Here is a 23,143-nt window from a genome sequence, read left to right as displayed (position 1 = left end):
TTTTAATGAGGGTGCAAATATACCCTCTTTTTTTAAATTACAAGAAGAGAATCTAGAAAATTTTTATTTTTTTTTGATGTCTTTTCTTGTTGGCAATTTATGTCAAAATGAAAGCTTTTATACTTTACATTTTCAGTGACCAGTCTGGGGCTCGAACCCAGGACCCTCTCCTTAAAAGGGAGATGCTCTGCCAACTGAGCTAACTGGTCGTTATCGTTTTTTCTAACGAGGGTGCAAATATATAAGCTTTCTTCGATTTAACAACACTTTTTTTAATTTTTTTTTGTTTTTTTGTTGTTCGAAAACCTATCAGTTTAATAATCAATTTATAAGCATTATGATTTTAGTTTTAATAGGATATATGGGCTCCGGAAAATCCACAATTGGTAAAGCATTGGCTAAATCCTTGTCTTACCGTTTTTTAGATCTTGACGACTATATTTCGGAGCAAGAATCGGCCTCGGTATCGGAAATTTTTAAAACTAAAGGAGAAATTTACTTTAGAAAAAAAGAGATGACGCATTTAAAAGCTATTCTTAATGCTGAAGAAGATACGGTGCTCGCTCTTGGAGGAGGAACACCGTGTTATGGTAATAATATGTCTATAATAACAGAAAGTGATAACGTGAAAAGTTTTTATTTAAAACTGAGCATCCCTAATTTGGTAACACGTTTATCTAAAGAGAAAGATCATAGACCCTTAATAAGTCATCTTCAAACTAAAGAAGACCTAACAGAGTTTATAGGCAAACACTTATTTGAGCGTTCTGCCTATTATAGTGAAGCAGATCATGTGCTAGTGACAGATCATAAGACGCCTCAAGAAATTATTGAAGCTATAGAAACCCAATTAATCTAAATAGGCCTCGTAAGGTTGCTTAGATAAATTAACATGGACGTGCTCATATAAAGAGGTTGAAAGTGAAATACCTTTAAAATCGGCTTTAACCGGGTATTTCTTATGGTTTCGGTTTACCAATACGGCAGTTTTAAACTGTTTTAGAGGCACATCTAAAAAGTGTTTAATACCATAGATTAAAGTACTTCCAGAGTTTAAGACATCATCTACAAGAACTATAGATTTGTTAGTGTAATCTGCAGCTGGTATTGAAGTGCTAATAGGGGCTGTAGGCTCTGTTTTATTAATTTTCACCTTACACAAAGTCGATTCTATAGTAGAGATCTCGTCTAAAGTGGTTTTTATTTTTTTCGCTAATAGATAGCCATTACTTTCTATTCCAGCGATGATAAGCTCAGTTTCGTCAACGTTACTTTCGTAAATTTGATAAGCAATACGTTTAATTTTGTGCTCAATCTCTTTCTGACTTAAAATTGTATTCTTTGTAAGTGCCATTAACTCTTTTTTTCAAAGATAAAAAACAGTTCTTTACCTTGTCTTTCTTTTATGGAATTAATTGCAGGTTCTAAAGTTTTTATTTTAAAAAAGGGGGTAAATAAAGCTTGGTAAGTCTCTAAGTCGCCTCCAAAAGGAGGTCCAACTTGCGTTAATTCAAAATTAAAAAGCAATCCTACTAATTGTCCTTCGGGCTTTAAGAGCCGATGCATTTGTTGCACGTAGTGGGGTCTTAGATGTGGTGCAAGGGCACAAAAAAAGGTTTGTTCTAAAATAAGATCAAACTGATCCTTAAGAGTAAAGAAATCTTGAATGATGATTTGCGATTCAGGAAAATCGGGAACACGAGCCTTAAAATGATCTAAGGCTTTGGAGGCAAAATCAAGCACATAAACATGTTTAAATCCTTGCTGCCACAAATATTCAGCTTCATACGCACGCCCCGCTCCGGGAATAAGAATTTTTATTGTTTTATCCGTAAGCTGGTTAATATAAGTTTGTAATGGCCTTGATGGAGCGCCAATGTTCCAGCCCATTTCATTCTTAATATAACGGTTTTGCCAATAGCTTTTGTCTAAGGTATTCATCAGTTTTAAGTCTTAAGGATAAGGGCTATTCTTCGCTATCGTCACGGAAATCATCAATATCACGACGGTCTTTCTTAGTCGGCCTTCCGGTTCCTTTCTTTCTGTAGTAATCCTTACTGTATTTTAAGAGTTCTTGAGCCTCAAAAGCCGATTTCGGCGTTGTGTCTACACGGTACAAATCCACAAGTTTGGCGCCTACACGGTTAGGCGGTAAGTCGTTTACAGTAAGTTGATAGATAATTTGGTCTTTTCGGAGTTCTATTTTATCCGTAGGGAAAACTTCTCTAGAGGGTTTTACTGCCGCTCCATTGACTTTTACTTGCCCTTTTTTACAGGCTTTCGTAGCAATACTGCGGGTTTTGTAATAACGCACACACCATAAATATTTATCAATTCGCATATCTTGTCTTCTAAAAACTACATTAATCTAGTAGTGCAAAAATATTATATTATTGTATCTTGCGCATTAAAATTAAGCAATAATGAACATCCTAGCTCAACTGTGGTGGTTGAAACAGGTAATATAATTTTCTATGACAATTAAAACTTTAAAATTTAGTCTTGTATTTATCGCGTTGTTATCCGTGATGGTTTCTTGTAATGATGATGACGATAATGATGTAGAACCTTTTGTTGAAGAAGATAGAACAGAACAACAAATAAAAGATAATGACTCTTTAGTGACTTATTTATCTTCTCATTATTACAATTCAAGCTTCTTTGAAACAGGAACAGATTATAAATATACGGATATTGTTATTGACGAATTGCTAGATGGCGAAACCGTACCAGAAGGTCATACCTTATTAATGGATGCCGTAGAAACTAGAAATGCAACGTATTTAGATGTAGACTATGAGTATTACGTTCTTAACCTGTACCAAGGAGACGGTGAGTCGCCTTATTTTACGGATGTTATTAGTGTAAGATATGAAGGAATCTCTATAAACGATGCGTTACAAGGGGAACTTGAGCCGTTTGATTCGTCTCCAATTCCTGCGTTTTTCAATTTACAAACCAACGGAACAACCTCTACAGTTATAGAAGCATGGCAATTGGTGATGCCAACATTTAGTGCTTCAACAAACTATAGTATTGATGGTAATGGAAATGTAAACTTTATGAACCCTGGATTGGGAATCATGTTTGTGCCTTCTGGATTGGCTTATTTTTCAGGAACGAACACAGGCTCGTCTTACGATAATTTAATGTTTAAGTTTGAATTGCTAAAGTTTGAAATTGAAGATCATGACGAAGATGGTGTGCCGTCGTATTTAGAAGATTTAAACGATGATCTTGATGTAACAGATAACGATACGGATGAAAATGGATTTCCTGATTTTGTGGATATTGATGATGATGGTGATGAAGTTTTAACCATAGATGAAATTTCACAAAACAGCTATACCATTAATACAAATGAAGGTGAAGTAGAACCAATGTTAGCTGATAACGAATATGTAAGTGGTAGATTTGAAGAAGATGGTGTAATAACGCTTAATACGGTAGTTTTAATCGATTCTAACAACGATGGACTTCCAGATTATCTTGATGCTGATATTGCTGTAGATTATAACAACTAAGTCTAAAGAAATATTCAAATGAATAAAAAAGGAAGCCTCGCTAAAACAGCGAGGCTTCCTTTTTTTTAGTGCATAATAGGAGCCATATTAACGGCTGTGTTTCAACTATAGATGAAGAGGAGATAATAGGTGTAGGGTAAGGTCTTTAAAGAGGAGTACCAAAGGTTGAATAGGACCCTTAGCGATGGACATATTAACTTAAGTAGGGTAGTGCTAGGCGCAAACTTATAACAAGAAAAAGCCACTCCGAAAAGGAGTGGCTTTTTATATATAACAGTTATTCTACAGCGCTTATAGAGCGATAGATAAACTTAGAATTAATTGGTCGGGTCTGGTGTCTATACGACTTACAGAAGCAGATCCTAAATTGGTGTCAATAAATGTGGCTTCATTTTCATTAAAACCACGTTCGTAACGAAGGTCAATACCAATATTATCAAAGCTAAGACCTACACCAAAGTTTAAGCCTACGGTAAAATCTTCTTCAACATTATTAATTTCAATACCATCAAACTCGGTATCTAAAATATACTGAAAAGAAGGGCCAGCAAAAACATTCAAAGGACCAAGAACTTGAACACCAAATAATATTGGAGCATCAATTTTCTGAACCGAAAATTCAGCATCACTATAATCACTCTTGGTGGTTGTGTAGACCAATTCAGGTTTTAAGAAAAACTCATTTCCTATTTTACCAAACACACCAATGTGATAACCAATATTACGATCTGGGTTCTTAGCATTAGAACTAGCAGATTCAAAATAATCACCGTTAGCACTATAGTTTAATCCTCCTCGAAGTCCAAATGAATTGCTATTTTGTGCCGAGGCTGAAAACCCTACCAATGCGAAAAATGCACTGGCCATAACTACTTTTTTTAAATAACTCATAATGTTCGTTTTTTTTAAGATTAAGCACCTACTTTCAAAAACGATGCCAAATGAAAATTATTTTCTAGCGATAACTTTTTTAACGGCCTTTTGGATGGCTGCACTGTTTAATCCGTACTTGTCCATTAATTGAGCAGGAGTACCAGACTCACCAAACGTATCTTTAGTCGCAACAAATTCTTGAGGCGTCGGACGGTGCTCAGCAAGTACTCTTGCAACACTCTCTCCAAGACCACCAAGGTAGTTGTGCTCTTCAGCAGTAACAATACATCCGGTTTTTGCAACAGAATCTAAAATGGCTTTATCATCTAAAGGCTTAATGGTGTGTATGTTGATAACTTCAGCAGAAATACCAGCTTCGTTTAAAGCTTTTGATGCTTCTAAAGCTTCCCATACTAAGTGACCTGTAGCTACAATAGTAACATCTGTTCCTTCAGTAAACTGAACCGCTTTACCAATTTCAAACTTTTGATCTGCAGGAGTGAAAACAGGAACTGCTGGACGTCCAAATCTTAAATATACAGGACCGTCATATTCAGCAATAGCCATGGTAGCAGCTTTGGTTTGGTTGTAATCACAAGGATTAATAACCACCATTCCTGGTAACATTTTCATTAATCCGATATCTTCTAAAATCTGGTGTGTAGCTCCATCTTCACCTAAAGTAATTCCGGCATGCGAAGCACAAACTTTTACATTTTTACCAGAGTAAGCGATAGATTGACGAATTTGATCGTAAACTCGTCCGGTAGAAAAGTTAGCAAAGGTTCCAGTAAATGGAATCTTACCACCAATGGTTAATCCGGCTGCAATTCCCATCATGTTTGCTTCTGCAATTCCAATTTGGAAAAAACGCTCAGGATTCTCCTTAATGAATTCATCCATTTTTAAAGATCCAATTAAATCGGCACAAAGCGCAACCACATTAGGATTTGTTCTTCCTAATTCTGCTAATCCAGCACCAAATCCACTTCTTGTATCTTTTTTTTCTGTGTATGTATATGTTTTCATAATAATGCCCATAAAAATGGGTATCTGTTTAATTAGACTTTATTTAGTAATCTCCTAATGTTTCAGGATTTTGAGCTAAACCGTTTTCAAGTTGCTCATCATTTGGAGCTTTACCATGCCAAGCGTGCGTATGCATCATAAAATCAACACCATGACCCATTACCGTATGTAATAATACACAAACAGGTTTCCCTTGTCCGGTTAAGGCTTTAGCGTCTTTCATTCCTTTTAAGACAGCTTCCACATTGTTACCTTCTTCAATTTCTAAAACCGTCCATCCAAAAGCTTCAAATTTAGCTTTAAGACTTCCCATTGGTAATACATCATCTGTAGAACCATCAATCTGCTGCTGGTTTAAATCAATTGTAGAAATAAGGTTGTCTACTTTTTTTGCTGAAGCATACATAATAGCTTCCCAGTTTTGCCCTTCTTGTAATTCACCATCACCATGAAGACTATAAACTAAATGATCGTCATTGTTTAACTTCTTAGCTTGTGCAGCACCAATCGCTACAGACATTCCTTGACCTAATGATCCTGAAGCAATACGGATTCCTGGTAAACCTTCGTGTGTCGTTGGGTGACCTTGTAAACGCGAGTCTATAAGTCTAAACGTGTTAAGTTCTTCAACAGGGAAATATCCTGCTCTAGCTAAAACACTGTAATAAACAGGAGAGATATGACCGTTAGATAAGAAAAATAAATCTTCACCAATACCATCCATATCAAAACCATCTTTGGTTTCTAAAATGTCGTTGTAAAGTGAAACAAAAAATTCGGCACAGCCTAATGATCCTCCTGGGTGACCAGAATTGACCTTGTGTACCATTCGTAAAATATCTCTACGAACTTGGGTTGTTAAATCGTTTAATTCTTTAATGTTTGGCATGTTATGTTGCTTAAGTTTTGTGCTGCAAAAATAGCTTTTAAAAGGGACTTATTCAAAGATTGGAGTAAGGCACTTATTAACGAATTGCAAGATTTGCTAACAATATTTTCTTATTTCTAATTTTTGGTAGGGATTTTGCTTGAAAAAATTCAAAATATCGCGGGAAAACACTGAGGATATATTTTTTTAAAACTAATTTAAGAGGGAATCTTACAGAGTTATTTATATTTGCCGTCTCACTTACAATTCATGAAATGAGGAGGCTGAAATTAGCGATGATTAATTACAACCGACTTGTGTCCTCTGAAAAATAATAAGTAAACAATACATGAAATTTCAAAGAGTAGCACAAGATAAGCAATCTAAGGCCAGAGCCGGAGTAATCACCACAGATCACGGTAAGATAGAAACCCCAATTTTTATGCCTGTTGGTACTGTAGCCTCCGTAAAAGGGGTGCACCAACGCGAATTAAAAAACGATATTAATCCCGATATTATTTTAGGGAATACCTACCATCTCTATCTTAGACCTCAAACGCCAATTTTAGAACAAGCGGGAGGGTTGCATAAATTTATGAACTGGGATCGTAATATTTTAACCGATTCTGGTGGGTATCAGGTTTATTCCTTATCCTCTAACCGTAAAATTAAAGAGGAAGGGGTAAAGTTTAAGTCGCATATTGATGGGAGTTACCATGTGTTTACACCCGAAAATGTCATGGAAGTACAACGAAGTATTGGGGCCGATATCATTATGGCTTTTGATGAATGTACACCTTATCCATGTGATTATAACTATGCCAAACGCTCTATGCACATGACGCATCGTTGGCTAGAACGTTGTTTAACGCATTTAAAAAAGACTCCGTTTACTTATGATTATGAACAAACCTTTTTTCCTATTGTTCAAGGGAGTACGTATAAAGACTTAAGAAAACAATCGGCAGAATATATTGCCAATGCAGGTGCTGAAGGAAATGCTATTGGAGGACTTTCTGTAGGAGAGCCAGCGGAGGAAATGTACGCCATGACCGATGTGGTATGTAGCATTTTACCGGAAGACAAACCGCGTTACTTAATGGGAGTGGGAACACCGATCAATATTTTAGAAAATATAGCTTTAGGTGTCGATATGTTTGATTGTGTAATGCCAACGCGTAATGCGAGAAATGGAATGTTATTTACAGCACATGGGTCTATAAATATTAAGAATTTAAAATGGGCTAACGACTTTTCACCGATTGATGAAATGGGAATTACCTTTGTAGATACAGAGTATAGTAAAGCCTATTTAAGACACTTATTTACCGTAAATGAATTGTTAGGGAAGCAAATTGCTACCATTCATAATTTAGGTTTTTACCTTTGGTTAACGCGAGAAGCGAGAAAGCACATTATTGCTGGTGACTTTAGAGAATGGAAAGATAAGATGGTAAAGCAAATGGATAATAGGCTATAATCCCAATTCGTAATACACTCACAAATTAATAACAACGCAAGACCTTGAAAATACTTGATTGGTACATAATTAAACGGTATTTATTTACATTTCTAATGATGTTACTGCTGTTTGTTCCTATTGGAATAACGGTAGATTTAGCCGAGAAAGTAGGGAAAATGCTAGAAAATAACGTGCCGTTCTCAGAAGTGGCATTCTATTATCTCGATTTTACGGTGTATTTCGCGAATTTGTTATTTCCTTTATTCTTGTTCCTTTCCGTAATTTGGTTTACCTCAAAATTGGCGAATAATACAGAGATCGTCGCCTTTTTAAGTTCAGGGGTTTCTTTTTCAAGATTTTTAAGACCTTATATGATAGGAGCTACCGTTGTAGCGCTCTTTGCTATGTTTTTAGGAATGTATTTGGCACCGATTGCCAGTCAGGGATTTAACGAATTTAAATTCAAATATCTCAAGAAGAATAAATCGGTACAGCAGACCAGGGATGTCTATCAGCAAATTAATGATAACGATTACATTTATGTCAGTAATTTTATTCCTAAAAATAAATCGGGCCTAAACTTTACTTACGAGCATTTTGAAGGAAATGAGTTGAAGTACAAGATCTTTGCCGATAGAATTCGTTATATTGAAAAAGATTCAGCTTATAGGCTTACCACGTATTTAAAGCGTAGCTTTAATAATGGAATAGAAACGGTAGAAAAACACACCAACCAACTCATGCAATTTCCTTTTGAACTTGAAGATTTAACACCTGTGGAATATGCCGCAGAAACCAAATCTTACGGTGAGCTTTTAAAGTTTATTGCAGCTGAAAAACGTAGAGGTTCTCCTAATATTGGACGGTATGAAGTGGTTAAATTAAAGAAATGGAGTTTACCTGTTTCTATATTTATCCTAACCATTATCGCTGTTGCTGTATCTTCGGTTAAACGTCGTGGAGGGATGGGGGTAAACCTGGCCTTTGGTATTGCGATTGCCATGATTTATGTATTTTTTGATAAGGTCTTTGGTGTTATGGCGGAACAGTCTAATTTTCCAGCAATGGTGGCGGTATGGTTTCCTAATGTAATCTTTGGTATCTTAGCCATATATCTGCTGCAAAATGCCAAACGCTAAGCTAAAACACTACCTTCAGCTTCATGTTCTCGTTTTAATTGCTGGTTTTACGGCAATATTAGGCGAACTTATTACCATTGGTGCCATAGAATTAGTGTGGTTTAGGATGGTAATGGCCGGTATTTTAATGTTTGTCTACATTAAAATTGTTGGCGTAAATCTTAAAATTTCTAAGAAAACATTTTTACAGTTTTCAGTAGCGGGGGTGATTATAGCTCTGCATTGGATTACTTTTTTTGAAGCCATAAACCAGTCTAACGTCTCTATAGCGTTAGCAATGTTTTCGTCAGGGGCATTTTTTGCCTCTTTTATAGAGCCTATATTTTTTAAACGACGCGTTTTTGCTTCGGAAATTATCTTCGGAATAATAGTTATTATTGGGGTCTTCTTAATTACGAGTAGCCAAATGGGCTATGTTAATGGTATTGTTCTGGGCTTAATTTCGGCCTTGTTATCCACCTTATTCGCGGTGATTAATGGTCGGTTTATAGAAAAACATAGCGCTTCTGTAATTTCGTTTTATGAGTTTGTTAGTGGGGTAGCCTTCCTTACGCTATTTATATTAGTATCGGGGAAACAGTTTAATGCGGCCTTTTTTAACCTTTCAACGGCCGATTGGATCTACCTTTTTATTCTCGCTTCCATCTGTACCGCCTATGCGTTTATAGGTTCGGTACATGTTATGCGATATATAAGCCCATTTACGGTGATTATCAGCTATAATTTAGAGCCGGTTTATAGCATTGCCTTTGCTCTGATGCTTTTTCCGGAGACCGAAAAAATGTCTCCACAATTTTATCTAGGCGCTGTGCTTGTTTTGGTTACGGTTTTATTTGATGCGATTTTTAAAAACTATAAGAGACGAAGAACTAAAACCGAACGTATTCCCGATTAAAGTTTTTATATTTGTACCCTGAAATACTAACTAAAGAGAAAAACTAATTTCAAATTGTATGGAATACTTAGAGTTTGAATTACCCATAAAAGAACTAGAGCAGCAGCTAGATAAGTGTGAGATTATAGGAAAAGAAAGTGAAGTCGATGTTACTGAAACCTGTAAACAAATTGAAAAAAAGCTCGCTGAAACTAAGAAAGAAATTTATAAGAACTTGACGGCTTGGCAACGTGTTCAGCTGTCTCGTCATCCCAATAGACCTTATACCTTAGATCATATTAAAGCGCTATGTGGTGACACATGGTTAGAGTTACATGGTGATCGTAATGTAAAAGATGATAAGGCTATGATTGGTGGACTGGGTAAAATCGGTGATCAATCTTATATGTTTATCGGACAGCAAAAAGGTTTCAATACCAAAACAAGACAGTACCGTAACTTCGGGATGTCTAATCCAGAAGGTTACCGTAAAGCTTTACGTTTAATGAAATCGGCTGAAAAATTTGGAATTCCTGTGGTGACTTTAATTGACACTCCGGGTGCTTATCCAGGATTAGAAGCTGAAGAACGTGGTCAAGGAGAAGCTATTGCTAGAAATATCTTAGAAATGGCACGCTTAAAAGTTCCTATTATTACCATTATTATTGGTGAAGGTGCTTCAGGAGGTGCTTTAGGTATTGGTGTTGGAGATCGTGTAATGATGTTAGAAAACACATGGTATTCGGTAATTTCACCAGAATCTTGTTCTTCAATATTATGGAGAAGTTGGGAGTATAAAGAGCAAGCCGCTGAAGCCCTTAAGTTAACCGCTAAGGATATGAAGCGTATGAAGCTTGTGGATGCGATTATTAAAGAACCACTTGGTGGAGCACATACCGATAGAGATAAAACATTTTCTGCGGTAAAAAATGCTATCGTTAAAGCTTACGACGAATTAAAAGTTTTAGAGCCAGCAGACTTAGTAAGTCAACGTATGGCCAAGTATGATGATATGGGAGTTTACAAGGATTAAAACCACCATAAACATTGCAATTACCTGAAAAACTGAAGTTAAAGCTTCGGTTTTTTTTGGCACTATTAACAATAAAAAAGAGTTATTAACAGTTAGATTGTTGACGATTTGTTGAAATCAGTATCCGATTATCTGCACTTGGTCAGTAGTATTTAACTACTTTTGTCACTTATGAAACAACCCAATCCAGTACAAGGCTATAAAGTTGATAAAGGCACCATTATCAATTTAGAAAAAGGAAAAATACCACCACAGGCAACTGATTTAGAGGAGGTTGTTTTAGGTGCCATGATGATTGATAAAAAAGGGGTTGATGAAGTTATCGATATTTTAAGCCCTGAAGCCTTCTATAAAGAAGCACATAAATACATCTTCGAAGCTATTTTCAAGTTGTTTGAAAATAGTGAACCTATCGATTTACTTACCGTATCGAGTCAATTAAAAAAAGATCAGAAGTTAGAAGCTTCTGGAGGTGATTTTTATTTGATCTCGTTAACACAACGTGTATCATCTTCTGCCCATATAGAATTTCATGCGCGTATTATTCTTCAGAAATTCATTCAGCGTAGTTTAATTAAAATTTCAAACGAAATTATTGAAGAAGCTTACGATGAAACAAAAGACGTTTTTGATCTCTTAGATACTGCGGAAGCAAAGCTTTATGAAGTCACCCAAGGTAACGTAAAGAAATCTACAGAATCGGCTCAAAGTTTGGTAATTCAAGCTAAAAAGAAGATTGAAGAAATGTCTAATAAAGAGGGGATGAGTGGTATTCCTACCGGGTTTGATAAGCTCGATGAGCTTACCTCGGGTTGGCAACCTAGTGATTTAATTATTGTTGCAGCTCGTCCTGGTATGGGTAAAACGGCAATTACACTAACAATGGCCCGTAACATGGCCGTAGATAGTAATATTCCGGTAGCCTTTTTCTCTTTAGAGATGTCCTCTGTACAGTTAATTACCCGTCTTATTTCTAGTGAAACAACCTTGTCTTCAGAGAAATTAAGAACAGGGAAGTTAGAGAAACATGAGTGGGAGCAACTTAATGTTAAAGTGAAGGCATTAGAAAATGCCCCATTATATATTGATGATACACCATCACTTTCTATTTTCGATTTAAGAGCGAAAGCCAGACGTTTAGCCTCGCAATACGGCATTAAAATGATCATGATTGATTATTTGCAATTAATGACCGCAGGAGGAAGTCAGAAAGGTGGAAATCGTGAACAAGAAATATCGATGATTTCGCGTAACCTTAAGGCTTTAGCAAAAGAATTAAGTGTACCAGTAATTGCCTTATCACAGTTATCTCGTGCTGTTGAAACGCGTGGAGGTAGTAAGCGTCCTTTACTATCAGATTTACGTGAATCTGGAGCGATTGAGCAAGATGCCGATATCGTGTCGTTTATCTATAGACCCGAATACTATAAAATTGACGAGTGGGATGACGAAGAGCGTTCTCCAACCGAAGGTCAAGGGGAGTTTATTGTTGCGAAACACAGAAATGGTGGACTAGAAAATATTAGACTTAAATTCGTTGGACACCTCGGTAAATTTGAGAATTTGGATGATTTTGACACGCCATTTGGTGAATTTCATTCTAAAATGAACGAATCCGGAACTGAGAATACCTTTACTCCAGATAAGTTTCCTTCACCTTCTGATGCTTTTGATGGACCCGAAGATGATGGAGTTCCTTTTTAAAGGGATTTTATAGAAATGAAATCTGTATTTAACTTATCTTTGAACTTTGTAGTTAAAACAAATATGCCTCATGTTAGAACAAAGACGTACAACAAACATTTTGTTGTTAATTATTACAGTTCCTTTAGTATTTTACTTACTTAAGATCTTGTCTTTTATTTTTATTCCATTGATCTTTTCAATGTTTATAGCTTTATTGTTTTTACCCTTAATGCGATGGTTGGGGCGTAGAAATGTACCTAAAGTAGTCAGTATTATTATCGTATTGCTTTTGGTAACTATAGGCCTTAAAATTGGGGTAGAGTTGGTGCAACTTTCAAGTAAGCAAATTCTGGCGAATAATACAGAGTTTCTAATGAAAGCTGAAGTAAAAATAGCAGACCTTAAAGTCTATTTGTTCGATAATTTCGGAATCGTTGTAGAGCAAGAGCATGGCCTCCTTGGGCAATTCTTTCAAAAGGAAAATCTCGGCTCTACCTTAGGATTTTTAAACTCTTTTCTAACAGGCTTATTAATGACGGTCTTCTTCGTCGTCTTATGGCTTGCAGAGTCTATTAATGTCCATAAATTACTGAACAACACCATCTTAAAACGAAAGCATACCTCGGTTAAAACCTTTATGAAGATTGAAAAAGATCTTATAAAATTTATCAAGGTTAAAGTTTTAGTTAGTGCTTTAACAGGGGTTTTTACAGGACTAATGTGTGTGTTCTTTGATGTGAGCTTCCCAATCTTTTGGGGGTTATTTGCCTTTACGATAAATTTTGTGCAAATGGTAGGTTCGTTTATTTCTGTAATTATGTTGTCTATTTTCGCCTTTGTAGAGCTCGATCCAACAAGTACGTTGTTCTTCTTTATTGTAGCGATATCTATGGTACAAGTAACGTTTGGTGCTATTTTAGAACCTGTTTTTATGGGAAAATCGTTCTCTATAAACATCATCGCAGTTTTAGTAATGCTGATGTTCTGGGGCTTCTTATGGGGAATTCCAGGCTTAATAATGGCCATTCCTATTACCGTGTTTGTGAAGATTATTTTAGAGCAATTTGAAGGGACTAAACTCATTGCAAGTTTGCTCTCTGGCAACGAAACCGAATTAAATTAAAAGCTAGCAATCTGTCATTTAGAAGCGGCTTGGGTCTTAAAAGAATAATAAATTCAGGCCTTAACGCCTAAAAATTAATTATATTCGGTTCATAAAATTATGAACTTGAAGAAAATTGTCCTTTTATGTTTTGTCCTCGTTTTAAGCATGAAGACCTATGCGTCTTACATTCTTATTCCGATGGATGCAGAAACACAAGAAAACCACTTAAAAGCTTACGGAGTTACCTATTGGACCTTAGAACGTGAGTTAAAAGTAAAATGGCTGCTGAATTATAGAGGTGGCGCTTTTCTCTTACCCGACGCCGAAATTATTCAACGCGAATGCCAAATTAGAGGGGTGTCTTTTGAAGTGATTTCCGATGCTAAGGCAGCTCAAATATTACAAGATATTGCAAGCCCTGCGGTAAATCAAGATGCTATTGTTTTAGAAAAAGCTCCTAAAATTGCTGTTTATACACCAAGCGGAACTAAGCCTTGGGATGATGCCGTAACCATGGTATTATCTTACGCAGAGATTCCTTATGAAACCATTTATGATGAGGCCGTTTTAAATGACGAATTACTGCTGTACGATTGGTTGCATTTACATCATGAAGATTTTACAGGGCAATATGGTAAGTTTTATAAGAATTACCGTGCGGCGGCTTGGTATATAGAGGAAAAAAAGAATGCTGAAGCTTTAGCGCAGAAATTAGGCTATGCCAAAGTTTCTGAAGAGAAATTAGCGGTCTCCTTAAAAATAAGAGATTATGTTGTTGGTGGCGGATTTATGTTTGCCATGTGCTCAGCGACCGATAGTTTTGATATCGCTTTATCCGCAGAAGGTGTAGACATCTGCGAACCTATGTTTGATGGTGATGGTAGTGATCCCGGCTATCAAACTAAAATAGATTATACCAAAACTTTCGCCTTTAAAGATTATATATTAGAACGTAATCCTAATGTGTATGAGTTTTCTTCTATAGATATGACCAACAAACGCCATATTCCGAAAATGACAGATTATTTCTCCTTAATGGAATATTCTGCAAAATGGGATCCTATTCCTACTATGTTAACGCAAAACCATACCGCGTTAGTGAAAGGCTTTATGGGGCAAACGACTTCTTTTTCTAGAGCGCTTATCAAATCAAATGTTTTGGTTATGGGTGAAAACAGAACCAATGGAGAAGCCAAATACATCCACGGTATTAAAGGAAAAGGATTTTTTACCTTTTATGGCGGTCACGATCCAGAGGATTATACCCATAAAGTGGGAGATCCTAAAACGGAATTAGATTTACATCCTACCTCGCCAGGATATCGCTTAATTTTGAATAATGTGTTATTTCCTGCGGCAAAAAAGAAAAAGCAGAAGACCTAATATGAAGTATATATTCTTATGGCTTTGTTTGGTCGTTGGTCAATGGTCCTTTTCTCAAGACGATCCCATTGTAGATATGGGGCTCAAATTACTTGAGCAAAATAAACTAGAGGAAGCCATAACGTTTTATAATGCGCATATTGAAGTTTCAGAAGCGCATAACCTAAGAATGCATTTGTTTATTGGTTTAGCAGAGGTTTATAAATTAAAACTTAATTATCAGAAGGCGCAAGAGTATTATACTTTGGCCCAAGCTGAAATGAAAAAAAGTGAAAATAAGAATCTAGAGTTCTATTATCATGTAAAAATCGCTGAGTTCTATAGAAAACGGACTTTATTTTCAGAAGCTGCCAATCATCTTAAAAAAGCAGAAGCGCTAAAAGCATCCAATACCATTGACAAACGCTATCTAGCCAAATTTTACGGGAGAAAAGCTGCTTTGTTTACGGAGTATTATTTTCAGCCAGATTCTACGTTTTTCTATGCTGAAAAGTCATTGCAACTCTCAAAAGAGCTTAATGACGCCAACGGTATTTTCTATGCCACATTAGAAATGTCTAGCGTTTATGAAGAATTAAGAGAATATGATAAGGCAATTATCTTTTTAGAAGATCTTATTACTTATGCTAATGAAAATAACCTGGTTCAAAATAAGGTTGATGCTTATATTAATTACACCAGAATTCTCATAAAAGCCAAACAGTATAAAAAAGGATTAGACCAATCCTTAACGGCTTTAGCTTATGCTAAGAAGAATAAATTATTGTATGGCGAAATTATTATTACCGATAATATCAGAAACACTTACGAGAAGTTAGGGCAAACTGATAAGGCGCTTCAATATTTAAAAACAAGATTAAAGCTTACGGAACGGTATTATGAATTAGAACATAATAAGTTTTTGTTTGAACTAGAGGAAAAATATAAATCCACAGAAAGAGAAAACCAGCTCCTGAGCAATACCTTAGAATTATCGAGTAAAAATAAAGAACTAGCAACAAATAAAACGCGCTTGGTCATTAGTTCTAGTTTGTTATTTAGTACGGCAATAATGGCGTTTTTAACCGCGTTTTATTTCAAAAAAGCAAAACGCGATAATACAAAACTGCAATTTCTATCACAGCAAAATGAATTTTTATTAAGTGAGGCCAATCATCGTATAAATAACAATTTACAATTGGTCATTATTTTAATATCAGATCAATTAAAACAAGCCACAGAACACAATAGTTTATTACTTAAAAATGTGTTGTCTAAAGTAGAGACCATTTCTACCTTACATCAGCATTTGCATCAAAATGAAGACAAGGAAAAAATTGAAATCGCCAATTATCTTCGTGATGTAAAGCTTAGTTTTTCTGAAATTTTTGATGAAAATAATATTGAACTACAATTTAAAGTAGAACCTTTAATTCTTCCGACTAATGATGCCATGTATTACGGCTTATTGCTTACAGAACTATTTATTAATTCTATAAAGCATGCTTTTGAAGGACAAAACGAAAACCGTATTGTGTTTCATTTAGAACAAAAATTAAATACCTTGTACTTTACATACACGGATAACGGAAAGAAGGTATTAGGAAAAACTTTAAAATTGAAACTGATTGACAAGTTATGCCGACAATTAAAACTAGAATATAAAGTTGAAACTCGAGAAGGGTTTAAATTTTCGTTCGTAAAAGAGATCAACGATGCATCCTAAAAAAGATATAAAAATTTTAATTGTAGAAGATGAAGTGCTCATTGCTGAACATATTTCTGAAATTCTAGCAGAAGAAGGTTATACGCATGTGAAAATTACCCATGATAAAGAAATGGCACAAATTGAAATGTCCTTATTCTTACCTCATATTATATTAATGGATATTAATTTAGAAGGGGAGAACTCGGGTATTGAACTTTCTAAACGGAAAAATAAGGAAGCGATGGTTATATTTTTAACAGGACAAAGCGATGTGGCTTTAATGACCAAGGCGCTAAAGACAAATCCACATGCCTACCTTACCAAGCCTATTAAGCAAGTAGATCTACTGGCTTCTATTAATTTAGCGCTTATAAAAAAGCAAGTGCAAACCTTACAAGTAAAAGATGGTCACGATACGCTTAACATTCCTTATGACGTTATTAATTATGTGGTAGCCGACGGAAATTATATCGACATTCATACAGAAACGGATAAATATACCATAAGACAATCTTTAAATACTATAGCTGAAAAACTACCTTCTGAGTTATTTGTAAAAACACATCGGTCTTATTTGGTGAACCGAAATAAGGTAGGACGTGTTACTGCATCATCGGTTTGTATTAATAATTTTGAAATACCACTTTCAAGAACCTACGCAAGTCATTTTAAATAGTCATTCGCATACAAAATCTTGTATTTCAAACCTTATAATAGGCTATTTTTAAATTTAATTGTACTTTTGGTAGGCTTGTGTTTATAGTTCATGATTCTTATAATTAGAGAATTACGGATGAAAATGGTCTCAAATGGGGTAGACCAGTATAAAACGCATAGCATATAACAATACAATATTATTCGAGGTTTGGGGAAATTTCGAAAGGGATGATTAAGAAGTAGGGTTTTTAATCATTATAAAGAGATCGCAGATATGCGATCTCTTTTTTTATACCTACTTTTTACGCAGATATCCTTATATTCACATCGATCTTTTAGGGGAAACATAGACGACAATAGTCTGTAATTTTCCCTGAAAATATTAAATAGAGGAGAAGGACAGCAAATGATTAGGATGGAAAATTTAGAGAGCTAGCCTTAAAACCTTCAAATAAGAAAATACCGAATTTAAAAGGAAAACCGTCACTACGGTTATTGATGACTAAACCATAAGAATAATGATGCAGTGCATTCAAAAAGAAATACAGTTAAAAGCCTATCCAAGAGGTTTTCATTTAATTACTTCAGAAATAACACAATTATTTCCGGAAATTAAGAACATACAAGTGGGACAATTAAATGTGTTTATCAAGCATACATCAGCCAGTTTAACGATTAACGAAAATGCAGATGCCACAGTAAGATTAGATTTTGAAAGTCACTTAAACGTAATGGTTCCAGAAAATCAGCCTTATTACCGGCATACATATGAAGGTTCTGATGATATGCCTGCTCATATAAAAGCCTCCTTAATGGGAAGCTCTGTACAAATTCCGATTACTAATGGCCAGCTTAACTTAGGGACTTGGCAAGGCATTTACCTTTGCGAGCATAGAAATAAAGCCGGTGGCAGATCTTTAGTGCTTACCGCTTTCGGAAATTAATTGCTCTAAAATGACTTCAACACCATAGGCATCATTCGTTTTGGTTTCATACTTTGCAACACGTTTAACATCTGGGTGTGCATTTTCCATCGCATAACTGTAGGCAGCACATTGTAAAAGTTCTAAATCGTTATTATAATCACCAAAAGCCATGGTTTGCTCAGGACTTATATTGTATTGTTTTTGGAGCAAAGTAATGGCATTGCCTTTATTGGTAATAGCTTCAGAAATATCCACCCAATGGTTACCAGAAACCACAACGTTTAATTCTGGTTTTAAATACTTGACTAAGGGATAGATATGCGCTTCAGAATTAACGGTATGGTAGAGCGCAATTTTAATCACATCAGCATCAATCTCATCAAAATGATCTATAAGGGTGTATTTTGAATAATATTCAGAAAAAATAGTCACCATCTCATCAGAAGCTCTTAAAATATAAGCTTGATCCTTAGTGCAAAAAATAGGGTAGGTATCAGGGATTTTTGTCACATTAGTATAGAGCTCCAATACACGGTCTCTATCAAGGGCGTTAGCTAATAAAACAACGTCATCTTCTATAACTAAACCGCCGTTTTCAGCAACAACCGTAATATCATGCTTTATGGTCTTTAGCTTGTCTACGATACTATAATAAGGTCTACCGCTTGCCGCAACAAAACGAATGTTCTGCTGTTGTAACTGTTTAAACGCTTCAAAAAAACGTGGGCTAACTTCGTGCTTAGAGTTCAGTAAGGTGCCATCCATATCGGTGACCACCATTTTTATGTCTTTCATATCAGTCTTTTTTAGGGCTTGTGGGTTAAGGCTTTTAAATGTATAGAAATAAAAAATCCGATTCAAATAAATGAACCGGATTTTATAAGCGAAATGATGTTATTAATTTGGCTAAAAGCCTTACTTAACTTTGTTAATGATAGCTTCAAAAGCTTCTGGGTGATTCATTGCTAAATCAGCAAGAACTTTACGGTTCAAGTCGATATTGTTAGCTTTTAATCCTCCCATAAATTTTGAATAGCTCATTCCATGTTGTCTTGCACCTGCGTTAATACGCATAATCCATAACGAACGGAATGTTCTCTTTTTATTTCTACGGTCTCTGTACGAATATTGCATCGCTTTGTCAACCGCGTTTTTAGCTACTGTCCAAACGTTTTTACGTCTTCCAAAGTAACCTTTTGCTTGCTTAAGAACCTTTTTTCTTCGGGCTCTCTTTGCTACTGAATTTACTGATCTTGGCATTTCTTTTAATTTTGTTTTGTAGTAGGCGGTCTATTAAGACACTTGCTAAATGGTTTTGCCTAACTCCAGGGTTTATAATTTATTCTAACCGGTTAAAAAAATATTACTTAATACGTAACATGATTTTAACATTCTTTTCGTCAGCCTTATGTACTACTGTATCATGAGTTAACGCTAGCTTACGCTTTTTAGATTTTTTTGTCAAAATGTGACTCTTAAAAGCGTGCTTTCTTTTTATTTTACCAGTGCCAGTTAGTTTGAAACGTTTCTTAGCACTCGATTTAGTTTTCATTTTAGGCATTTTCTCCTCTATTTAATTTCGTTTCGCTTATTATCTTAATACACCTATGCCAAAGGCAAGGATATTCTTTACATTTTAAAAATACAACGACTTTAGAAAAGTGTTGTTTTAATAGCCCTGAGACTATTTTTTCTTTGGTGCGATGAACATAATCATTCGCTTACCTTCAAGCTTTGGTAGTTGTTCTACCTTTCCAAATTCTTCAAGATCTTGAGCTAATTTTAATAATAAAATTTGACCCTGCTCTTTAAAGACGATAGATCGTCCCTTAAAGAATACAAAGGCTTTTAACTTTGCTCCGTCTTTTAAGAATTTTTCAGCATGTTTCTTCTTGAACTCGTAATCGTGGTCATCGGTTTGAGGACCAAAACGAATTTCTTTAACAACCACTTTGGTTGCTTTAGATTTTAACGTTTTTTCTCGTTTCTTCTGTTCGTAAAGGAATTTTTTATAATCCATAACTTTACAAACAGGAGGGTTCGCATTTGGCGAAATCTCTACGAGATCTAAACCTTGTTCATCGGCTATGGACAACGCTTTTTTAACGGGATAAACTCCTATTTCAACATTATCTCCGACTAATCTTACTTCTTCAGATCTGATCTTAGAATTTATACGGTGTTTATCTTCTTGAGATACACGTCTTGTAAAATTCTTTCTGTTTCTACGTATTGCTATGGCTTCTGTATTTAAATTAAACTTATATTAATTAAAAGTTTTTAAACTTTTTTTAATCTTATCTTTTACTATTGTTGCAAACTCTTCTACAGTAATCGTGCCAAGGTCTTCACCTCCTCTTTGACGCACAGTTATCGTATTATCATTTGCTTCCTGCTCACCGACAATGATCATATACGGAAACTTTTGTAATTCAGCTTCACGTATTTTCTTACCTACAGTTTCATTTCTGTTGTCTGTGAGGGCGCGAATTTCGTCATTTTCTAGCACATTTAAAACTTTTTTAGCGTATTTTTCATATTTCTCACTTACAGAAAGGATAATAACCTGCTCTGGCATCAACCATAATGGGAAATCTCCGCCTGTATGTTCTAATAAAATAGCGATAAAACGTTCCATACTTCCAAATGGTGCTCTATGGATCATAACTGGGCGGTGCATCTCATTATCACTACCTTTATACGTTAAATCAAAACGCTCAGGTAAGTTGTAATCCACCTGTATAGTTCCTAATTGCCACTGACGTCCTAAGGCATCCTTAACCATAAAATCTAATTTAGGACCGTAAAAAGCAGCTTCACCTGTTTCTACAACATAATTTAAATCTTTAGCTATGGCAGCATTTAAAATCGCTTGCTCTGCTTTTTCCCAATTCTCATCACTACCAATATATTTCTCTGGCTTTTCAGGGTCTCTTAAAGATACCTGTGCCGTAAAATCTTCAAATCCTAAAGATCCAAAGACATAAAGAACCAAATCAATAACAGCTTTAAACTCTTCATCTAATTGATCAGGAGTACAGAAAATATGGGCGTCATCTTGAGTAAATCCTCTTACACGTGTTAAACCATGTAATTCTCCACTTTGCTCATATCTGTAAACCGTACCAAATTCTGCAAAACGCTTTGGTAATTCTTTATAAGAAAAAGGCTTGCTATTATATATTTCACAGTGATGCGGACAGTTCATAGGTTTTAATAAGAACTCTTCGCCTTCAGCAGGTGTGGTAATAGGCTGGAAACTGTCTTCCCCATATTTCGCATAGTGTCCAGAAGTGACGTATAACTCCTTACTTCCAATATGCGGTGTGGCCACCATTTCATAACCTGCTTTTTTCTGTGCCGCTTTTAAAAAGTTTTCTAAACGCTCACGTAAAGCCGCACCTTTTGGCAACCATAGTGGTAAACCTTGTCCTACCTTCTTAGAAAAGGTAAACAATTCAAGTTCCTTTCCTAATTTTCGGTGGTCACGCTTCTTAGCTTCTTCTAAAAGTTGAAGGTATTCCGTTAACTCCTTTTGTTTCGGAAACGAAATTCCGTAAACACGGGTTAATTGCTTGTTATTCTCATCTCCTTTATAATAAGCACCGGCAACGCTTAAAATTTTAACCGCTTTAATAATCCCGGTGTTAGGGATGTGTCCACCACGACATAAATCAGTGAATGAAGAATGGTCGCAGAAACTAATGGTACCATCCTCAAGATTTTCAATTAAATCTACCTTATAGTCATTCTTATCCTTATAATAAGCAAGGGCATCCGCTTTAGAAACCTCGCGCATTTTAAAATCGTGCTTACCGCGAGCAATTTCTATCATTTTAGACTCAATAGCCTTAAAGTCCTTTTCAGAGATAGTGCCTTCACCTAAATCAACATCATAATAAAAACCATTATCTATAGCAGGTCCAACCCATAATTTTACATTAGGATAAAGTTCCTCTAAAGCTTGGGCTAACACGTGCGCAGAAGAATGCCAAAACGCCTTTTTTCCAGCAGCATCTTTAAAGGTATATAGCGTAAGACTACCGTCCGTGGTTAATGGAGTGGTGGTTTCAACAACTGTATCGTTGAATTTTGCTGAAATAACATTACGTGCAAATCCGGCACTAATGTCTACAGCCACTTCATAAGGAGTCACATCTTTTTCAAAAGATCTAACCGAACCATCTGGTAGAGTAATTTGTATCATTATATTTTTTGTATAAAATTTAGCTTACAAAGATAGACCTATATAAGGAATAGACAAAGTGAAGTTTCTATTAAATATGTTAAGCTTTTATTAGGGCATTGCCCTTTTGCTTTTCAGCAGCAAAAGGGCCGCGTCATCCGCTATATCTTTTTTTTACTTAAAGCTTAGGGGAGGGTGTGGGTTTGCCTATATATATAAGGTATGTAAAGAAGGTTAAGTGGGCTCATAAAAAAAAGGATGCCGCTTCTACCACTAATGCAAGGCCATTCAAATAAAGGATGAGCAGGTTAAACCATCTTTTTCGTAGTAAAATCGATAAAAAAAACAGTGCTGCAAGCAGAAGCCGAAGATTTTAGGAGTGTTAAAATACGGGTTATTAAAGGGTTAAAATAAAAAATAAAATAAAACGCTCAGGGATGTTGTGGGTTTAGAAAAGGGTTCTATATTTGCAGCCCGAAATAAAGACATCAAGTCAAGTTTCGCACGTTCATTGTCAGATAATTTTAGTTAGAAAAGGGCTTAAAAAACTTTTTCAAATTAAAGTTGTGGGAATGAAAAAAGGGTTATATATTTGCACCCGCTTAACAAAACAATGTTAAGCACAAGTAAAGAAATTAAGTTCATTAACATATTGAATTGACAGCGTAAAAATTAACTGGAAACGGTTAATTAAAAACAAGAGAATAAATC

23 protein-coding genes and 1 tRNA gene are annotated in these 23,143 nt (G+C 35.5%); 12 read left to right on the top strand and 12 right to left on the bottom strand.

Going from position 1 to position 23,143, the window contains the following annotated elements; all coding sequences use genetic code 11:
• Window positions 1-136: 136 nt before the first annotated feature.
• Window positions 137-209: transfer RNA gene (locus ACFQ13_RS00120), tRNA-Lys, on the bottom strand.
• 128 nt (window positions 210-337) lie between these two features.
• Here ACFQ13_RS00120 and ACFQ13_RS00115 point away from each other — a divergent pair.
• Window positions 338-859 carry a shikimate kinase gene (locus ACFQ13_RS00115; RefSeq protein WP_114309730.1) on the top strand — a complete coding sequence of 174 codons (522 nt, stop codon included), beginning with the start codon at window positions 338-340 and terminating at the stop codon, window positions 857-859.
• Here ACFQ13_RS00115 and ACFQ13_RS00110 read toward each other — a convergent pair.
• The 3 genes from ACFQ13_RS00110 to ACFQ13_RS00100 are packed head-to-tail and all read right to left on the bottom strand — an operon-like array spanning window position 851 to window position 2,341.
• Window positions 851-1,354, bottom strand: a complete 504-nt coding sequence (locus ACFQ13_RS00110; protein ID WP_114309729.1) for a phosphoribosyltransferase family protein — start codon at window positions 1,352-1,354, stop codon at window positions 851-853. The genes ACFQ13_RS00115 and ACFQ13_RS00110 overlap by 9 nt on opposite strands.
• Window positions 1,354-1,941, bottom strand: a complete 588-nt coding sequence (locus ACFQ13_RS00105; RefSeq protein WP_386113075.1) for a methyltransferase domain-containing protein — start codon at window positions 1,939-1,941, stop codon at window positions 1,354-1,356. The genes ACFQ13_RS00110 and ACFQ13_RS00105 overlap by 1 nt, the downstream gene beginning before the upstream one ends.
• Window positions 1,942-1,966: 25 nt before the next feature.
• Window positions 1,967-2,341 carry an RNA-binding S4 domain-containing protein gene (locus tag ACFQ13_RS00100; protein ID WP_114309727.1) on the bottom strand — a complete coding sequence of 125 codons (375 nt, stop codon included), beginning with the start codon at window positions 2,339-2,341 and terminating at the stop codon, window positions 1,967-1,969.
• Window positions 2,342-2,474: 133 nt separating this feature from the next.
• On the opposite strand from ACFQ13_RS00100, the gene ACFQ13_RS00095 reads away from it, so the two are divergent.
• Window positions 2,475-3,524: an FKBP-type peptidyl-prolyl cis-trans isomerase gene (locus ACFQ13_RS00095; RefSeq protein WP_386113074.1), complete on the top strand. Its 1,050-nt coding sequence runs from the start codon at window positions 2,475-2,477 to the stop codon at window positions 3,522-3,524.
• A gap of 291 nt (window positions 3,525-3,815) precedes the next feature.
• Here ACFQ13_RS00095 and ACFQ13_RS00090 read toward each other — a convergent pair whose 3' ends face one another.
• The 3 genes from ACFQ13_RS00090 to ACFQ13_RS00080 all read right to left on the bottom strand — a co-directional run bounded on the left by ACFQ13_RS00090 (window position 3,816) and on the right by ACFQ13_RS00080 (window position 6,315).
• On the bottom strand, window positions 3,816-4,391 hold the full coding sequence (locus ACFQ13_RS00090; protein ID WP_449361592.1) for an outer membrane beta-barrel protein: 576 nt from the start codon (window positions 4,389-4,391) through the stop codon (window positions 3,816-3,818).
• A gap of 81 nt (window positions 4,392-4,472) precedes the next feature.
• Window positions 4,473-5,426 (bottom strand): transketolase family protein, encoded by a 954-nt coding sequence (locus ACFQ13_RS00085; protein WP_114309724.1) that lies wholly within the window; start codon window positions 5,424-5,426, stop codon window positions 4,473-4,475.
• A 43-nt stretch (window positions 5,427-5,469) separates the two neighbouring features.
• Entirely contained in the window at window positions 5,470-6,315 is an 846-nt protein-coding gene (locus ACFQ13_RS00080; protein WP_386113072.1) for a transketolase, read from the bottom strand.
• Between the two features lie 328 nt (window positions 6,316-6,643).
• Here ACFQ13_RS00080 and tgt point away from each other — a divergent pair, with 328 nt between their 5' ends.
• From tgt to ACFQ13_RS00030, 10 genes are all read left to right on the top strand, one after another.
• Window positions 6,644-7,774 carry a tRNA guanosine(34) transglycosylase Tgt gene (tgt, locus tag ACFQ13_RS00075; protein WP_114309722.1) on the top strand — a complete coding sequence of 377 codons (1,131 nt, stop codon included), beginning with the start codon at window positions 6,644-6,646 and terminating at the stop codon, window positions 7,772-7,774.
• A gap of 98 nt (window positions 7,775-7,872) precedes the next feature.
• The gene (locus ACFQ13_RS00070; protein WP_245935425.1) at window positions 7,873-8,895 is read left to right on the top strand and encodes an LptF/LptG family permease; all 1,023 of its coding nucleotides are present in this window, start codon (window positions 7,873-7,875) and stop codon (window positions 8,893-8,895) included.
• Window positions 8,882-9,790, top strand: a complete 909-nt coding sequence (locus tag ACFQ13_RS00065) for a DMT family transporter (RefSeq protein ID WP_386113071.1) — start codon at window positions 8,882-8,884, stop codon at window positions 9,788-9,790. Before ACFQ13_RS00070 ends, ACFQ13_RS00065 begins: the two co-directional genes overlap by 14 nt.
• A 58-nt stretch (window positions 9,791-9,848) precedes the next feature.
• Window positions 9,849-10,802 carry an acetyl-CoA carboxylase carboxyltransferase subunit alpha gene (locus ACFQ13_RS00060; RefSeq protein WP_114309719.1) on the top strand — a complete coding sequence of 318 codons (954 nt, stop codon included), beginning with the start codon at window positions 9,849-9,851 and terminating at the stop codon, window positions 10,800-10,802.
• Between the two features lie 171 nt (window positions 10,803-10,973).
• Complete coding sequence (gene dnaB, locus ACFQ13_RS00055; protein ID WP_114309718.1) at window positions 10,974-12,506, top strand: replicative DNA helicase; 1,533 nt, start codon at window positions 10,974-10,976, stop codon at window positions 12,504-12,506.
• 70 nt (window positions 12,507-12,576) lie between these two features.
• Window positions 12,577-13,611, top strand: coding sequence for an AI-2E family transporter (locus tag ACFQ13_RS00050; protein WP_386113070.1), 1,035 nt, complete (start codon window positions 12,577-12,579; stop codon window positions 13,609-13,611).
• A gap of 180 nt (window positions 13,612-13,791) precedes the next feature.
• Window positions 13,792-14,976: an asparagine synthetase B gene (locus tag ACFQ13_RS00045; protein ID WP_386113393.1), complete on the top strand. Its 1,185-nt coding sequence runs from the start codon at window positions 13,792-13,794 to the stop codon at window positions 14,974-14,976.
• A 1-nt stretch (window position 14,977) separates the two neighbouring features.
• The gene (locus ACFQ13_RS00040) at window positions 14,978-16,681 is read left to right on the top strand and encodes a tetratricopeptide repeat-containing sensor histidine kinase (RefSeq protein WP_386113069.1); all 1,704 of its coding nucleotides are present in this window, start codon (window positions 14,978-14,980) and stop codon (window positions 16,679-16,681) included.
• Window positions 16,671-17,339, top strand: coding sequence for a LytR/AlgR family response regulator transcription factor (locus ACFQ13_RS00035; RefSeq protein ID WP_386113068.1), 669 nt, complete (start codon window positions 16,671-16,673; stop codon window positions 17,337-17,339). The genes ACFQ13_RS00040 and ACFQ13_RS00035 overlap by 11 nt, the downstream gene beginning before the upstream one ends.
• A gap of 502 nt (window positions 17,340-17,841) precedes the next feature.
• Window positions 17,842-18,264, top strand: coding sequence for a secondary thiamine-phosphate synthase enzyme YjbQ (locus tag ACFQ13_RS00030; protein WP_386113391.1), 423 nt, complete (start codon window positions 17,842-17,844; stop codon window positions 18,262-18,264).
• Here ACFQ13_RS00030 and ACFQ13_RS00025 read toward each other — a convergent pair.
• The 5 genes from ACFQ13_RS00025 to thrS all read right to left on the bottom strand — a co-directional run bounded on the left by ACFQ13_RS00025 (window position 18,238) and on the right by thrS (window position 22,453).
• Window positions 18,238-19,041, bottom strand: coding sequence for an HAD family hydrolase (locus ACFQ13_RS00025; RefSeq protein WP_386113067.1), 804 nt, complete (start codon window positions 19,039-19,041; stop codon window positions 18,238-18,240). The two genes, ACFQ13_RS00030 and ACFQ13_RS00025, sit on opposite strands and share 27 nt — an antisense overlap.
• Window positions 19,042-19,161: 120 nt before the next feature.
• A complete protein-coding gene (gene rplT / locus ACFQ13_RS00020) occupies window positions 19,162-19,506 on the bottom strand; it encodes a 50S ribosomal protein L20 (RefSeq protein WP_114309713.1) in 345 nt (114 codons plus the stop codon).
• Between the two features lie 103 nt (window positions 19,507-19,609).
• Window positions 19,610-19,807 (bottom strand): 50S ribosomal protein L35, encoded by a 198-nt coding sequence (gene rpmI, locus ACFQ13_RS00015; protein WP_114309712.1) that lies wholly within the window; start codon window positions 19,805-19,807, stop codon window positions 19,610-19,612.
• Window positions 19,808-19,930: 123 nt separating this feature from the next.
• Window positions 19,931-20,479, bottom strand: a complete 549-nt coding sequence (gene infC / locus ACFQ13_RS00010) for a translation initiation factor IF-3 (RefSeq protein ID WP_114309711.1) — start codon at window positions 20,477-20,479, stop codon at window positions 19,931-19,933.
• 33 nt (window positions 20,480-20,512) lie between these two features.
• A complete protein-coding gene (gene thrS, locus ACFQ13_RS00005; RefSeq protein WP_386113066.1) occupies window positions 20,513-22,453 on the bottom strand; it encodes a threonine--tRNA ligase in 1,941 nt (646 codons plus the stop codon).
• Between the last annotated feature and the right edge of the window lie 690 nt (window positions 22,454-23,143).

It is taken from the genome of Winogradskyella rapida, assembly GCF_042675845.1.
In the GTDB taxonomy this organism is placed as follows: Bacteria; Bacteroidota; Bacteroidia; order Flavobacteriales; family Flavobacteriaceae; genus Winogradskyella; species Winogradskyella rapida.
The sequence above is the reverse complement of the archived record's forward strand: the minus strand, read 5'-3'. Positions and strand labels throughout refer to the sequence as shown.